Origin of the sequence: Alishewanella sp. d11 (assembly GCF_049390205.1) — a bacterium.
Lineage (GTDB): Bacteria > Pseudomonadota > Gammaproteobacteria > Enterobacterales > Alteromonadaceae > Alishewanella.
This window is the reverse complement of the sequence record NZ_CP186547.1, coordinates 1,282,279-1,297,010: the sequence shown is the minus strand read 5'-3', so window position 1 is coordinate 1,297,010 and position 14,732 is coordinate 1,282,279. Positions and strand designations below refer to the sequence as shown.

The window sequence follows — 14,732 nt, the reverse complement described above, 5'->3', positions numbered from 1 at the left end:
TGCGAATTCATGACCTTGCCACCTAGTTGCATCTTGCAATCCATTGAGCATATGCGTAAAACGTCTTTAGCTTATCGTTTTTTGATCTCGGAGCCTGATATGACCAGCTTAACCCTGCAAACCCCTGATGATTGGCATCTGCATTTTCGTGATGGCGATATGCTGTTAGAAACCGTGCCAGCCACGGCAAGAGTGTTTCGTCGTGCTATTGTCATGCCAAACTTAGTGCCGCCGGTCACAACGGCTGAGCAAGCGGTGGCTTATCGTGAGCGTATTTTAGCGGCGCGCCCTGCAGGCAGTGAGTTTTATCCATTGGTAACCTTGTATCTCACCGATAAAACCACCAAAGCCGATATTTTAGCCGCAAAAGCGGTCGGCGTGGTGGCAGCAAAATTATATCCTGCTGGCGCAACAACCAATTCTAGCTCGGGCGTGGCCACTTTAGATGCGCTGTATCCGGTGTTTGAAGCCATGGCAGAAGCCGGTATGTTGTTACTGATCCATGGGGAAGTAACTGATCATGACATCGATATTTTTGATCGGGAAAAGGTATTTATTGACCGCTATTTACAGCATATCGTCGCGCGTTTGCCGCAATTAAAAGTGGTTTTTGAGCACATTACCACGGCTGATGCGGCCAGTTTTGTGGCCTCGGCATCCAGTAATGTGGCGGCTACTATTACCCCGCAACATTTATTGTTAAACCGAAATGATTTATTGGTCGGTGGCGTACGTCCGCATAACTACTGCCTACCTGTACTTAAGCGCCGTACCCATCAGGAAGCCTTGCGCGCAGCGGTGGCCAGTGGATCGAGTAAGTTTTTCTTAGGCACCGATTCTGCGCCGCATGAAAGACACCGTAAAGAATCGGCCTGTGGCTGTGCCGGCTGTTATAGCGCGCACAGTGCCATTGAATTGTATGCGCAAGTGTTTGATGAATTAGGCTGCCTAGAAAAGCTAGAAGGCTTTGCAAGCCACTATGGCGCTGATTTCTATGGTTTACCTCGTAACAGCGGCACCATTACCTTGGTAAAAGATAGCTGGCAGGTGCCAGGCGAAATCACTTTACCCAACGGTGAGCCAATAGTACCGTTTTTTGCCGGTCAAACCCTAAGCTGGCGCTTAGTTTAAGCTTACTGCTTAGTATGCCGCCGACCTAGGCGGCATACTAAGTCCCCACGTTTTAACAAGTCCCTAAGCCTCACTGTTTTAAATAGTGAATCAGCCGTTCTAAAGCTCGATAACTGATAGCCTCTAACAGATGCGCGCGGCTAATCTGCTCGCTTTGCTGTAAATCGGCAATAGTGCGCGCCACTTTCAGTAGCTTATGAAAGGTGCGGGCCGAAAGCTTCAGCCGTTGCAGAGTATCCTCTAAAAATTGGCTATCGCTGCTGGTAAGTTGGCAATGTTGAGTCAGTTCGCGCCCACTTAGGCGAGCATTGGCTTTACCCTGCCGCACTAATTGCCGTTCACGGGCTGCGATAACGCGCTGTCTGACTTGCTCACTGCTTTCCTCTGTCGTTTGACTGCTGAGGGTGCCAGCGGGCAGCAAAGGCACTTCAATTTGTAACTCTATACGCTCTAAAAAAGGCCCTGACAGCCGATTCAGGTAACGCAAAATTTGTTCATGGCTGGCGCGGCCATCTTCATGATGACCTGTGGGGCTGGGGTTTAATGCGGCAACTAACTGAAACTGCGCTGGAAATTCAGCTTGGCGTGCCGCGCGAGACACGTGAATATACGAAGTTTCTAGTGGTTCACGTAATACATCTAACACCTTCCGCGGGAATTCGGTTAGTTCATCTAAAAACAACACACCGTGATGCGCCAAAGAAATCTCACCGGGGCGGGGTACTGAGCCACCTCCAACCAGCGCCACTGCAGATGCCGTATGATGCGGTGCCCGATAAGGACGTTGTCGCCAATTTTGCTGATCACGAGGCTGGCCAGCAATCGAGTATAGTGCGGCAGTCGCTAAGGCTTCTTGTTCAGATAATGGCGGTAAAATACCGGCCAAACGCTGCGCTAACATCGATTTACCGGTGCCTGCGGGGCCAAACATCAGCATATTATGCTCTCCAGCGGCGGCAATTTCTAACACCCTTTTCGCTTGCTGCTGGCCTTTTACATCGGCTAAATCGGCCTGCGGTAAGCTAGGTTGGGCAGGCAGGGGAGGAATAGCGGGTAAGGCTTGTTGCGCCAGCAAAAAACTGTGTACTTGCAGTAAATGCGTTGCGCCATGCACTCGCGCATCAGGGATTAAACAGGCTTGTTGCGCATTTGGCATCGGTAAAATGGCGGCGCGTCCGGCATCGCGGCAAGCAATGGCCAGAGGGATCTCTCCTAAGATCGGCCTGATTTCGCCAGATAGCGCCAGTTCGCCGCAAAATTCATAGTGTTCGCTACAGTGTTCTGGCAGTTGCCCAGAGGCAACTATAATGCCGATAGCAATGGCGAGATCAAAGCGACCGCCTTCTTTCGGTAAGTCGGCAGGGGCGAGGTTGATGGTTATGCGTTTATCTGGAAAGGTAAAACCGCTATTGAGCAAAGCACTACGTACCCGATCTTTGGCTTCTTTCACCGAGGTTTCCGGTAAACCCACCAGCTGAAAAGCCGGCAGGCCATTACTCAGATGCACCTCAACTGTCACCAAAGGTGCCGCCAGTGCGAAGCGAGCGCGACTATAAATAATGGCAAGCGACATAGCAATTCCCTGCAATGATGGATGCAATAAGTTTATTTTATTGTTAATTAATTGCAAGTTTTGTGACTATTAAATGCAAGCTGCTCCGAACAGTTGAAAATCGCGTATTTTAACGGCACAAGGCTTTGGTCTGCCGGCGCTTTGCGGTAGCATAGCCGTTTGGCTGTAGCGTGCTGTGGTATTGCTAATAGCAAGCTGATTGTAATGCAAAGTAAAGAGAGCCTAGTAAGTTGACAGAGCACACCGACGTTGAGCGTTCCACCTTATTCCCGCTAAGTGAAGCAAACCTGCTGCAGTGGTTTGATCCGGCTACTGTGCACCGTGCTCGTGCCTATTTACAAGCAGGCAAAGTGTTAAAGCTGGAGTATAACGATGATCTTAGTCAGATCAGTGCTCAGGTGTGGGGAGCCGGTTTTGCACCTTACCGCCAGAAGTTGTCGCTAAACCAGTTTGATGGCAAGTGGCAGTTACAAGACAGCTGCAGTTGCCCGGTTGGCGGACGTTGTAAGCATGTGCTGGCGGTATTACTTAAGCTAAAACGGGATTATGCACAACAACAACAGCGACTACGTCAGCTGCCTTTGCTGCAGTTAGACAATTGGTTTGCCGAAGTCGAGCAACAACAGCAACAACCTGAAACCACTGAATCGGAAGATACAGTGCTGTATTTGCTAAGCTACGGCCAAGCGGGTTTACAGCTTTATCCCAGACGCGTTAAACGCTTGAAAAAGGGTGGCTACAGCAAAGGACAGCCGTTAGGTAAATATGATCTGATTAGCCCGCAACCGCCTTCTTGGTTGGATGAAGAAGATTATCGATTGCTCACCGTTTTTCGCTCGCATAATAGCCATGAGCAACATGTGCTCGAAGCGCGTTGGGGTTACGAATTACTGCAGGAGCTTTTGGCTACCGGCCGCTGTTTCTTTGGTGAAGCACGTTATGACGTCAGCTGGCAAGCGCGTCGACCGTTAACATTGCAATGGCAACAGCAAGAGCAAAATCAGCGACTGGGTTGGCAAATTGCGGAAGATGAAGCCAATTGTTTGGTGTTTACCGAGCCGCCTTGTTTTATTAATACCGACCACTATGAGCTTGGCTTGGTTGATACGCCGCTCAGTGGTCGAGAGTTGAAACTGCTGGCAAAAATGCCGCCTATTCCTGCAAGTCAGTTGGCAATGCGTTTTGGTCGATTACAGCAGCTATTTAAGCAAGTCAGTTTGCCGGTGCCAGCAGGGATTGCCGTGCAGCAAGTTGCGGTAAAGCCGACTCCAGTGTTAGCACTGCAAATGCGGGTGCAGCAAGCCAATATGCCAGCACGCCCCACCGCGCTGCTGTATTTTGATTACGCTGGTCAGCGTTTGCCGTTAAATTTGAGCGAAGCACAAACGGAAGTGATTTTGCCGGAACAAAGCCTGTTTATTAAACGGCAACGCGCTACCGAAACGGCGGCGCTTGAGCAATTAATTGCGTTGGGGCTGGTAGCGTGTGCTTTGCCCGCACCGGCACATAATTTAAGTGCTTACAGCATTGGTGATGGCCCGGATAATCCAGAATTATGGCAGCCGCTGCTGGATGCCTTAGACGATTTACGCCAGCAAGGCTGGCAGATTGAACAAGCCAGTGATTTTAATTTGCAAATTTTAGAGGCGACCCCTTACTTGCAGGTGCAAGATGGCAAACAAAGTGGCTTTGAACTTGGCATTCAGGTGGATATTAATGGTCAGCAAGTGCCATTACTGCCGTTGATTAGCCAATGGCTAAGGCAATATGGCTTGCCTAGTGCTGGCCAAACCATCTGGTTAAGTTTGCCGCAGGGTAACTTAGCCTTGCCGATGGAATTGATTCAGCCGTTAATTGATACCATTGTTGAGCTGCTAAACCTGCAAAAATCACCCCTTACGCTGGAATTGCCAGATTACAAAGCCGCTATTTTGCCACCACCGGGTGCGGCAGAGATCCAGTATTTAAATGCCAATCGCCTATCACGGTTAAGTGAGCAATTACATAACTTTCAGGGCATTACCGATGTCGCCTTACCTGAGGGGTTGAATGCCGTGCTGCGCAGTTATCAGCAGCAAGGCTTAAATTGGTTGGTATTTTTACGCAGCTTTGGCTTAGGCGGGATCTTAGCCGACGATATGGGATTGGGGAAAACCTTACAAACGCTGGGTTTTATTTTGCATGAAAAACAGCAAGGACGTTTAACGCAACCGGCGTTAATTGTCTGTCCAACCTCGTTGCTAGGTAACTGGCAAAATGAAGCGGCGCGTTTTACGCCGGACTTAGCCGTACTGCAAGTGTATGGTGCGAAACGCCGCCCCTTATTTGAACAGCTGGCTGATTATGATGTGATTGTCACCAGTTATCCGTTGCTGGTTCGAGATTTACCATTATATCGGCAGCGCCCTTTTAGTTTAGTGGTGTTGGACGAAGCGCAGCATATTAAAAATGCCGGTAGCCAAGCCGCGCAAAGCGTGCGGGCGTTAAAGCGCGAGTTTAGCTTGGCCTTATCAGGTACGCCGCTGGAAAATCATTTAGGCGAGCTAAAATCCTTATTTGATTTTGTGTTACCCGGACTCCTTGGAACCGAAGCGCATTTTACCCAGGTTTACCGTAAACCTATTGAGAAACACGGCGATTTGGAGCGGGCGAATCATTTAAAACAAAAAATCGCGCCTTTTATGCTACGCCGCACTAAGCGCCAAGTGGCAGCAGAGTTACCGGATAAAACTGAAATAGTACAATTACTAGAATTAGAAGCCGATCAGCGCAATTTATACGAAAGTATCCGCTTGATTATGGAAACGAAGGTACGTGAGTTGTTTATCCGTAAGGGCGTTGCAGCCAGTCATATCGAATTTCTGGATGCCTTGTTAAAGTTGCGGCAAGCCTGTTGCGATGCGCGGCTCGTCCCCATAGAGCAAGCGCAAAGTGTGCGACATAACGCCAAGCTCAGTTGGCTTCGAGAAAACTTGCCTGAAATGATAGAAGAAGGGCGCAGAGTGTTACTCTTTAGTCAATTCACCAGTATGTTGCATTTGATTGAGCAAGAATTAGATTTTCTGGGGATTAGCTATAGCAAACTAACCGGGCAAACCAAGCAACGGCAACAGCAAATTGATGCTTTCCAAAACGGTGAAACCGAGGTCTTCCTTATCAGCCTTAAAGCCGGTGGCACAGGCTTAAATTTAACCGCGGCAGATACGGTGATTCATTATGATCCTTGGTGGAACCCTGCAGCAGAAAATCAGGCAACCGACCGTGCCCATCGTATTGGCCAAGACAAAGCGGTATTTGTGTATAAACTGATTGCTCGCAATACGGTAGAAGAAAAAGTGCAGCAGTTACAGCAGCATAAACAAGGCCTTGCGGATCAAATGCTGGGCAGTGGCAAAGGCCAGCTCTGGCAAGGCAATGCTGAAGACTTGTTATCGCTGTTTGCGATGGAATAACGGCGAGCGTTATTCCTGTTTAGGTTTGGGGGCAGGTAATAACGCGTAAAAAGCGGCCAGCAGCTCAATATCCGCCTCAGTTAAACCGCGCGCTTGAGGGCTCATTAGCGCATTTTTGCGAGTGCCATCGCGATACTCGCGCAGTGCCTGCGCCAACTGTTCGGCTGGCTGCCCAGCTAAGCTTGGATAGAGCGCTTGGCGAGAAATACCCTGTGGGCCATGACATGCCGCGCAGCTGCGCGCGCGCTGGCTACCTTGTTGCAGCAACTGTTGTTGTTCTGGGCTATATTGCATCTGCCCAATACTGGGTGAGTCCGCTCTGTCACAACCCACAAGCAGTATCGTTGTTAGACCTATTAGCAGCAGCCTTAAGTAAACTCTTTGCATTATGCGTTCTCGCTGTGTTGTTCGATATCGTTACGGTAATTGATGACCCCTAGTAGTGCGACATACTGGCTCGCACACGGTCAAAATCACGCTGTAAAATAATAATAGCGGCAGTTAATTCGGCATGGCGTAACTTTGCTTGGCCCAAGTTTTCATTATGTGCAGCGAGTTTGTCACGGACATTGACTCTTTGCTCACGACTCAAGCCATCAGCAACGAGTTGTTCATTGAGTTGCTTAATGTCTTTTTCGTGTTCATCTATGTAACGGCCAAGCTTTCTTTGCTCTGAGCGGGCATTATCTACGCGGCTTCTCGCTTCATAAACCAACTGCCCATCACGATACCCTGACATAAAGGCTGCTTCTAAATCTGCAGGACAACTATTTTGATAGGTATTATTTTGCATGCCTTGTCTGAAACCATTTTGAGCCGTACAAAATTGTGCTGCGCCCTCAGTATGGCCTTGGCGATAGGCGTTGAGATCTGGGGTAACGCCATGCTCGGCACAATCCTGTCGATATTGACTAATCTGACTTTGATTTCTGCCTTTGACACCATCTTCAAAGCCTAGGGTACGCCAGTCAGCATTTAAGCAATCTGCCCGATCTAAGGTTGCACAGCCAAACAGGGTGAGCAATGTGCTAGCAGCAAGGATATAAGTAATGTTTCGCATGGTTAACCCTTTTTATTATAAGGAGGGGCAATATACCGACAGATAAATCACAGCTTGGTTAGCCTCTTTTGTTTGAAAGCTAATGTAATGCATCAAGGCTATTCAAGCCAGTAGATTAGAATCTTACATTGTTTACTGGAGGCTTTTCTAACGAAAGTGTTTAAAGCATAGCAAGATGATTTAGCGCAACTAGGCCTAGTTTGCTTTGTTTGTTTCATGCTGTATGCTTGAGGCAACACAATAAGGCAGTTGTCGTATTTTGTTGTGGTCAGCAGTAAAACGGTGCGAATAAACCTTAGCTGCTGCAAGTTTAACCTTAAGTAACAGGTGAATGTCGTTGCAAATTATTCGTGACCCGCTTGAATCTCCCGCCGTTATCGCATTACTAGAAGAGCATCTGGCGGATATGTACGCCACTTCACCACCTGAGAGCGTGCATGCTTTGGATGTCAGCAAATTAAAAGCGGCTGATGTACATTTTTGGACCGCTTGGCAGGATGATGTGTTGCTTGGTTGTGCTGCCTTAAAGCAACATAATGCCACTATGGGTGAGATCAAATCGATGCGCAGTGCTACCACTGCCAGAGGCAAAGGCGTGGGGCGTGCGTTATTACAGCATGTTGAGCAGGCTGCTGCTAAGCTGGGTATTACGCAGCTATATTTAGAAACCGGCTCGATGGACTTTTTTCTACCGGCGCGTCGCCTATATGAAAGTGCAGGATTTGTGCATTGCGGCCCTTTTGCCGATTACACCGAAGATCCATTAAGCACCTATATGCACAAAGATCTTATCGCAGCAGAGGATGTCACTGAGCCGGTTACTCGACAATTACAGGCCTATAATGCCAAAGACTTAGCCGCTTTTGTGCGTTGTTATCATCCTGAGGTGCAGGTATTTCGGATGCCGGAGACGACCCCTGCATTACAAGGGCTTGTCGCTTTTAGTCAGTTTTATGCGCAAGAACGTTTTAACTTGCCTGCTTTACAAGCCAGAGTGCTGTCACGTATGGTGGTTGGGAATAAGGTGATTGAACATGAGCAGGTGAGTGGCATTACGGCAGAGCCTTCTGAGGTTGCTGTGGTTTATGAAGTTAAGCAAGGGTTAATTACTCAGGTTTGGTTTTATCCGGCTATCTAATCTGATGAGGGCGTATTTATCGTGCTGAAAACCGGCTTAGGCAAAGTACTGTTGGTGCTAGGAATCGTCTTGTTGTGGGGGCAATCTCTGCTGTTGCAAGCTGAAGAACCTGAGCTTGCTCTGCCGCAGTCAATCGAAATTAGTACGGGCGAATGGCCGCCTTTTTTGGGCGAAGATTTGCCAGAGCAAGGGGTGATAGCACGTTTAATTCGCGACATCTTTGCGCAGGAAAATATCAGCGTGCAATTTACCTTTCTACCTTGGAATAGGGCGATGCACGATACCTTAAATGGTAAATATGCGGCCACGGCGATTTGGATGTTTCAAGACGATCGTGCCAAAAACTTCTTATATAGCCAAGCCGTGCTGGATGAAAAATTTGTCTTTTTTCATTTAAAAAGCTCACCTTTTTACTGGCAAGAATTAACCGATTTACAAGGGATGTTGGTTGGTGGCGTAAGTGGTTACAGCTATGGTCCAGAATTTGATACCGCAGTGAAAAACTTCATCATAGGTCTTGACAGTGTGGGTAGCGGTGAGCAAAATTTTCGACGGTTAGCGCTGGGTAGAGTGGATGTGGTGGCCGAAGAAATTAGTGTCGGCTATCATATGTTGCGTCAGCGATTACCTGATATTGCGGATCTAATTACCCATCATCCGCAACCGTTGTTAATCAATCAGAGTTTTTTATTATTTCCCAAAGCACAGCCACAAAGTGCAGCCCTCAATGAACTATTTAACCGTACCTTAGCAGATTTCAGAGTAACGGGTCGTTATGATAGCTACTTTGAGAGTTTAACTACTGCGGATATTGGTACCTTTTATTTATCCAACTAAGCTTGACTACTGACTTATAACCGCAATACTTAACATACTTTATAAACTTTCCTCGCATTTTTTGTAGCGTCAGGCCTCTTACTTAATGTAACCCTAAGGAGGGTCTATTTAAGATGCACTTTACTACTGTAAAAAACGACAAGCGTGAGTAGTTCCTGGAGCCGTGCAGTTCGGTATATTGCAATTTTAGTCTTGTTAACCTATGGGGCTTTTCCTGTTCCAGCCAGCACAGACGCTAGCTTAACGTTACCGACCTATATTGAAGTAAGTGCAGGTGAGTGGCCGCCTTTTCTGGGAGCTGACTTACCACAGCAAGGCGTTGTAGCGCGCATCATCCGAGATATTTTTGCCGAAGCTGGGATTGCAGTGCGATTTACCTTTCTGCCATGGGCGAGAGCTATGCATGATGCAAAAAGTGGCAAATATGATGCAGCAGCCGTGTGGTTATTGACCGAAGATCGCCGTATAACCTTTCTTTATAGCGAGGCTGTGCTCAGCGAGCAGCATGTGTTGTTTTTTCGCAAAAGTCAGCCGTTATTTTGGCAAAGTTTTACTGATCTGCAAGGTTTGCTGATCGGTGGCTTGCAAGGCTTTAGCTATGGTGCAGAGTTTGATCGCGCTGTCGAAACAGGGCTGATTCAGTTGGACCGCGTGGCCAGTACCGAACAAAATTTCCAGCGTTTGGCGCGAGGTCGCCTTGATGCAATGGTTGAAGAAGTCAGTGTAGGTTATCACTTAATGCGGAACTTACCCGAGATATCGGACCAAATTAGCCACTATCCCAGAGCCATCTTAATTACCGAAAGTTTTTTGTTGTTCCCTAAAGCAAATCCGCAAAGTGAAACATTAAATAAGCTGTTTAATCAGCGATTACAAGAGTTTAGAGCGAGCGGTCGTTATGATAGTTATTTTGATACCCTGACTACCGCTGATTCGGGCGCTTTATACCAACCTACTGAGCCTTAGTGTTGTTGGCAGTCGCTGCTTGCCGAGGTCTTCGCCATTTTTGCTAAATAGCATAACGAGCGACCATAAATCTTCATAAAACTGCCATTATTGCGGCTGTCGATTACGCTATGCTGTGTTAACTTACGTGTTGCAATGTCGAGGTCGGATGGCTCAGCAGGCACAATTGCAGGATCTGTTACCAGAGTTGGCGCAACTGCAGCAAATACTCGCCACGGCACCAGCAGAGCTGCATACTGAAGTGCTCTGTACTGTGCCGCATGCTTGCGGGCCCTTGCCGGTTTATGCGCTGCGTTTGGGCAATCCGCAACCTACTTTACCGGCTATAGCACTTATCGGTGGCGTGCATGGGTTGGAACGCATCGGCACTCAGGTGATTTTGGCTTACCTACAAACCTTGTTGCAGCGGCTGCCTTGGGATCGTTGTTTACAGCATACGCTTGCGCATTGCTGTATTTATGTTGTTCCCCTGTTAAACCCCGCGGGTATGGCGAATGGCTGGCGTTCTAATGGTAACCATGTTGATCTGATGCGAAACGCCCCGCAAGATTGCACTGAAGGTGCTGCCTGGCTGGTCGGTGGGCATCGTTTCGGTACAGTGTTGCCTTGGTATCGGGGTAAGCCTGGTGTCATGGAAGCAGAAAGCCAAGCCTTGGTGAGTTTTATCCGCCGTGAGTTGTTGGCTCGCCCCTGTTCGCTAGTTCTGGATTGCCATTCCGGTTTTGGTCGCACCGATCGCTTATGGTTTCCTTATGCAAAAAGCCGTCGTCAGCCGATGGCGCATCTGGCAGAAATGTACCGCTTACGTCAGCTGCTGTTGGATACTTATCCGCATCAGAACTATATCTTTGAACCCCAATCCCAGCATTATTTATGTCATGGTGATTTATGGGATTATTTGTACGATATGGCATTAAGCGAAAACAGCTTGCTGCTCCCCTTAACGCTGGAAATGGGCTCGTGGAACTGGGTACGCAAAAACCCCTTTCAGTTATTATCGAGCTTAGGCATGTTTCATCCGATTAAGCCACACAGGGTAAAGCGGGTATTACGCAGTCATCTGATCCTGATTAACTTTTTAATTAATGCAACGTTGTCTTATCAACAGTGGTTACCCGTACCACAGCGCGAGCAACTTAAGGCTGAGGCAATCTCGCTATGGTATTAACTAACGAGCAATCTTTGTCAGATCACACGCCACTGCTTCTGCTACGTGGTTTAACCCGTGAGCAGCGGCATTGGGGGGAATTTGTGCCAATACTCGCGGAGAAACTGCCTAATCCGTTGTTATGTTTTGATTTTGCCGGGGCCGGCGAGCTGTATCAGCAGCGCTCACCAACCACGATCAGCGGCCTGCGCCAATCTGTGCGTAGCCAATGGCAACAGCATAAATCTGCACAAAAGTCCGCACGGGTGCACCTGGTGGCGTTGTCATTAGGGGGGATGCTGGCGATCGATTGGGCATTGGCATATCCTGACGAAGTCGCCTCCGTTACCTTAATTAACTCAAGCGCCCGTCCGTTAGCACCCTTTTATCAACGGCTGCGCTGGCAGCAGTATCCGGCAATTGCCAGCTTGTTTTGGTTATCGGCTGCCAGTCGTGAGCAACGTATTTTGCAACTAACCAGTGCCCGCGCTTACCAAAACCCTGCTATCGTCGCTAACTGGCAGCGCTGGCAACAGCAACAGCCGGTATCCATGGCAAATGCGCTACGTCAGCTACTGGCTGCCAGCCGTTTTAAGTTACTGCAGCCGCTGCCATGCCCAACGCTGGTGCTTAGCAGCAAAGCTGACAAATTGGTCAATCCACAATGCTCCGTTGCCTTAGCAAACTTTTTACAGGCGCCACATCAGCAGCATCCTTGGGCTGGTCATGACATCGCACTGGACGATCCTCATTGGCTGGCGGCACAAATTGCAGACTTTGTTGCTTAATCTGGTTAAATCTCGTTGGTTTCGATGCATCGCAAAGTATCCTGAGCATACGCTCATCCCACTTAACAGAGCTCGGTACACGCTAGCATTTATCAATTATTGAAATAGTGTCGATTTTCACTATGAGCGAAAAGCAGTCGTCCAAATCAGACGCTCACGTAAAAAACGAATCTCTGCTTTGCCTTATTTGCGGACATTCGATTTTTCTTGAACCCAGCGCTGTCCTTATGCTTGCCTCAAATCACTTTCACTCACGGCTTTATAGCAAAAGCATCTACTTCATTATTTTTGGGTGAACAAACTTTTACTGATTAGTGGCGAGCTGCGTTTCGCTTTATCCATTGTATCGCTATTTCTAAGGGCTCTGGTTTGTAGGTATCATGCCCCAATTCGGGGGATAGCGTATATTCAAACGGCTTACCTTGGGCTTTGAGTCCATTAAGTTGTTCCATACACATTTTGACGGGAATCTGTATATCCTGTTCGCCAAAAAGCCAAAGCCCTGGTATCGATAAAGCACTCAATGAGTCTTTCGGATCTGTCGCCTCAAATTGATATCTATCGGGAGCATTTTGTATGTGGGCACGTACGTCATCTTCTATGTGATTGTCCCAAAAGTCTTTTCTTCCATTGGTATAGAACTGAAATCTGAGTTGTTCCAAAGTCGTAATAGTGGGACTGCTAAATAGAACCATAAACTTAATTGATGGATTTTTAAGTGCCGCAATCGGAATTATCCAGCCCGCTTGACTCGCGCCAACAAGACCAATAGGTAATTCCTTACCATATTGGCTGATGAGGTTTACTGCTGCGTTGGCGTCTTTTGCCAACAAAGTTAAGTTATCAACACTAATATTGTTTGTTCCTGCCTGAGGTCCAGCGTAAACGCCGCCGGACTTACCAACCCCGCGTTTGTCATAGGTCAACACTAATAAATCATTCTTTGCCAATAATTCGGCTAAATTTGCCATGCGTGGAACAGGATCTGAGCCGTGCACTAAAACGATTGCAGCTTTAGGATGTTTAGGAATATAAAGGCTTCCTGCTAATTGAACACCTTCGCTCTCAAACTCGATCTCCTTAACGACAGTTAGGTCTTTTGGATTAGGATTTGTTTCTTGGAGACTCTGTATGCGACTATCGCTGTTTGTTGTACAACCTGAAAAAAAAAAGACTAACAGAAATAAACAGGCGAGGTTTCTCATTATTTTTCCTTAGTGATGTTAAATTCAAATCTGACACTGCAATGTCAATGCCAAATTAAAACTCATTAATTTCAATAAGTTAAATAAGCTCGCAGATGCTGAAAATTTATGCTCACCATTAATTGGAGTTTTCTACCACTTTTTGACGCCTTTGCCTATAAATCATCTTAAATCTGTAATTGCGTGAACGCTGGTAAATGAAATGGCGATGATAATTCAACTAAAAAGCTCTATTTAGAGCATCACGCCCTTTACATAGAGTTTGTTCTATATTGAGTTCAATTTACGTTGGACAAAATATCGGGGAAAGAACATTATGGTTGGTTATTTGTTTATTCATGCAATGCCCTTTTTGAAACATTTTGAAAAAGCGATGAGGTCTCGAAATTTTCGAGAGCCCTCAGATCAGTTTGTCGGTAAACGTCCGCTTTCAGTGAAAAGCGCCGATTTAATCAAATTTCAGTGAATTTCCGCTTTTGGCACATTGTGACGATCTTGATTATGAGCGAGGAGCAGTCGTTCAGATCAGAAGCTCACTAGAAAAACGAATCTTTGTTTTGCCTTACCTTACAAGCTTCCACTCGATTTTGCATGAACCCTACGTATTGCCAAAGGCATCGAATGCCAACTTGCCCTGTGTTTTTCTATCTGGTTTTATCCTCATGAATTTATTCAGTAAGCCAGTGTCTCTAATCCTTTGTGCGCCACTAAATTCAGCAGCTTCAATGACGTACCCTTCGGACTTTTGGCACCTTGCTCCCAGGCCCGAACTGTAGATGGGCTGGTATTTAAATAAGCCGCAAACACTGCTTGGCTTACTCTTGCCTGCTCCCGAATGGCTTTGATACGCGCGGCATCATAGTGTTCAACTTCAGGCAGGCATAAAGCATCGAATTCATGCATGGTTTGCACGTCCATCACGCCTGCCGCAGTCAGACCTTTTGCGGTCTCATGCATCACTTCTAAAATACTGTTACTCATCATGTCTTACCTCGATAAACTCACCGGCATTTAACACCACTTTTAACTGCGCTGGCGTGTAACCCAGCACTTGTTTAGCCATTGCCTTTAACGCTTTTAGCTCTTTAGCGCTGATATTGTCTTGCTGATTTTTCGTAAAGCCATACATAAAAAAAGCTTTGTCATCTAACTTAAACGCCAGCAAGGTCCGGGCTCCACCACTTTTTCCCTGTCCTTGCAGCGCGACACGCTTTTTCATTACATGCCCACCTAAGTCAGCGTCAATCAGCCCGTTTACCATTTCCTTAACTGCAGCAGATAAATCTTGGTCGGTTAAGTCTTCTTTGTCGGCCCATTTACCGAACCATTTTGATTTATAGACTTGCATGACGTCCTCGTATTATTACATAACTATACCACCTGGTGGCATAGTTTGCATCTTTGCTTTCGTCGCGATTATCTAGAAAGTCCACTT

13 protein-coding genes are annotated in these 14,732 nt (G+C 47.2%); 7 read left to right on the top strand and 6 right to left on the bottom strand.

What is annotated here, in order from left to right; translation table 11 throughout:
* Positions 1-99 precede the first annotated feature (99 nt).
* Complete coding sequence (gene pyrC / locus ACO1PK_RS05910; RefSeq protein WP_423187746.1) at positions 100-1,131, top strand: dihydroorotase; 1,032 nt, start codon at positions 100-102, stop codon at positions 1,129-1,131.
* A gap of 70 nt (positions 1,132-1,201) precedes the next feature.
* Here the strand turns inward: pyrC and ACO1PK_RS05905 are convergent, their stop codons facing one another.
* Complete coding sequence (locus ACO1PK_RS05905) at positions 1,202-2,704, bottom strand: YifB family Mg chelatase-like AAA ATPase (protein ID WP_423187745.1); 1,503 nt, start codon at positions 2,702-2,704, stop codon at positions 1,202-1,204.
* A 230-nt stretch (positions 2,705-2,934) separates the two neighbouring features.
* On the opposite strand from ACO1PK_RS05905, the gene ACO1PK_RS05900 reads away from it, so the two are divergent.
* Entirely contained in the window at positions 2,935-6,156 is a 3,222-nt protein-coding gene (locus ACO1PK_RS05900; RefSeq protein ID WP_423187744.1) for an SNF2-related protein, read from the top strand.
* 9 nt (positions 6,157-6,165) lie between these two features.
* Here the strand turns inward: ACO1PK_RS05900 and ACO1PK_RS05895 are convergent, their stop codons facing one another.
* Both ACO1PK_RS05895 and ACO1PK_RS05890 read right to left on the bottom strand, forming a co-directional pair.
* Positions 6,166-6,450 carry a c-type cytochrome gene (locus tag ACO1PK_RS05895; protein ID WP_423187743.1) on the bottom strand — a complete coding sequence of 95 codons (285 nt, stop codon included), beginning with the start codon at positions 6,448-6,450 and terminating at the stop codon, positions 6,166-6,168.
* Positions 6,451-6,592: 142 nt separating this feature from the next.
* Positions 6,593-7,216: a DUF2799 domain-containing protein gene (locus ACO1PK_RS05890; protein WP_423187742.1), complete on the bottom strand. Its 624-nt coding sequence runs from the start codon at positions 7,214-7,216 to the stop codon at positions 6,593-6,595.
* A 331-nt stretch (positions 7,217-7,547) separates the two neighbouring features.
* Between ACO1PK_RS05890 and ACO1PK_RS05885 the strand changes: the two genes are divergently transcribed.
* The 5 genes from ACO1PK_RS05885 to ACO1PK_RS05865 all read left to right on the top strand — a co-directional run bounded on the left by ACO1PK_RS05885 (position 7,548) and on the right by ACO1PK_RS05865 (position 12,092).
* Positions 7,548-8,354 (top strand): GNAT family N-acetyltransferase, encoded by an 807-nt coding sequence (locus ACO1PK_RS05885; protein WP_423187741.1) that lies wholly within the window; start codon positions 7,548-7,550, stop codon positions 8,352-8,354.
* Positions 8,355-8,375: 21 nt separating this feature from the next.
* A complete protein-coding gene (locus tag ACO1PK_RS05880; RefSeq protein ID WP_423187740.1) occupies positions 8,376-9,191 on the top strand; it encodes a substrate-binding periplasmic protein in 816 nt (271 codons plus the stop codon).
* 144 nt (positions 9,192-9,335) lie between these two features.
* Complete coding sequence (locus ACO1PK_RS05875; RefSeq protein WP_423187739.1) at positions 9,336-10,157, top strand: substrate-binding periplasmic protein; 822 nt, start codon at positions 9,336-9,338, stop codon at positions 10,155-10,157.
* A 148-nt stretch (positions 10,158-10,305) separates the two neighbouring features.
* Positions 10,306-11,325: a M14 family zinc carboxypeptidase gene (locus ACO1PK_RS05870; RefSeq protein ID WP_423187738.1), complete on the top strand. Its 1,020-nt coding sequence runs from the start codon at positions 10,306-10,308 to the stop codon at positions 11,323-11,325.
* Complete coding sequence (locus ACO1PK_RS05865) at positions 11,316-12,092, top strand: alpha/beta fold hydrolase (RefSeq protein WP_423187737.1); 777 nt, start codon at positions 11,316-11,318, stop codon at positions 12,090-12,092. The genes ACO1PK_RS05870 and ACO1PK_RS05865 overlap by 10 nt, the downstream gene beginning before the upstream one ends.
* A 311-nt stretch (positions 12,093-12,403) precedes the next feature.
* Here the strand turns inward: ACO1PK_RS05865 and ACO1PK_RS05860 are convergent, their stop codons facing one another.
* The 3 genes from ACO1PK_RS05860 to ACO1PK_RS05850 form a co-directional block, all read right to left on the bottom strand.
* Complete coding sequence (locus ACO1PK_RS05860) at positions 12,404-13,297, bottom strand: alpha/beta hydrolase family protein (RefSeq protein WP_423187736.1); 894 nt, start codon at positions 13,295-13,297, stop codon at positions 12,404-12,406.
* Between the two features lie 672 nt (positions 13,298-13,969).
* On the bottom strand, positions 13,970-14,281 hold the full coding sequence (locus ACO1PK_RS05855) for a helix-turn-helix domain-containing protein (RefSeq protein ID WP_423187735.1): 312 nt from the start codon (positions 14,279-14,281) through the stop codon (positions 13,970-13,972).
* Positions 14,271-14,645 carry a type II toxin-antitoxin system RelE/ParE family toxin gene (locus ACO1PK_RS05850; RefSeq protein ID WP_423187734.1) on the bottom strand — a complete coding sequence of 125 codons (375 nt, stop codon included), beginning with the start codon at positions 14,643-14,645 and terminating at the stop codon, positions 14,271-14,273. Before ACO1PK_RS05850 ends, ACO1PK_RS05855 begins: the two co-directional genes overlap by 11 nt.
* Positions 14,646-14,732: the final 87 nt, after the last annotated feature.

Coding starts and splice junctions, on each gene's coding strand:
- ACO1PK_RS05860 (WP_423187736.1), bottom strand. CDS start 13,297: ATGAGAAACCTCGCCTGTTTATTTCTGTTAGTCTTTTTTTTTTCAGGT.
- ACO1PK_RS05865 (WP_423187737.1), top strand. CDS start 11,316: ATGGTATTAACTAACGAGCAATCTTTGTCAGATCACACGCCACTGCTT.
- ACO1PK_RS05855 (WP_423187735.1), bottom strand. CDS start 14,281: ATGATGAGTAACAGTATTTTAGAAGTGATGCATGAGACCGCAAAAGGT.
- ACO1PK_RS05885 (WP_423187741.1), top strand. CDS start 7,548: ATGTCGTTGCAAATTATTCGTGACCCGCTTGAATCTCCCGCCGTTATC.
- ACO1PK_RS05850 (WP_423187734.1), bottom strand. CDS start 14,645: ATGCAAGTCTATAAATCAAAATGGTTCGGTAAATGGGCCGACAAAGAA.
- ACO1PK_RS05870 (WP_423187738.1), top strand. CDS start 10,306: ATGGCTCAGCAGGCACAATTGCAGGATCTGTTACCAGAGTTGGCGCAA.
- ACO1PK_RS05890 (WP_423187742.1), bottom strand. CDS start 7,216: ATGCGAAACATTACTTATATCCTTGCTGCTAGCACATTGCTCACCCTG.
- ACO1PK_RS05895 (WP_423187743.1), bottom strand. CDS start 6,450: ATGCAATATAGCCCAGAACAACAACAGTTGCTGCAACAAGGTAGCCAG.
- ACO1PK_RS05905 (WP_423187745.1), bottom strand. CDS start 2,704: ATGTCGCTTGCCATTATTTATAGTCGCGCTCGCTTCGCACTGGCGGCA.
- pyrC (WP_423187746.1), top strand. CDS start 100: ATGACCAGCTTAACCCTGCAAACCCCTGATGATTGGCATCTGCATTTT.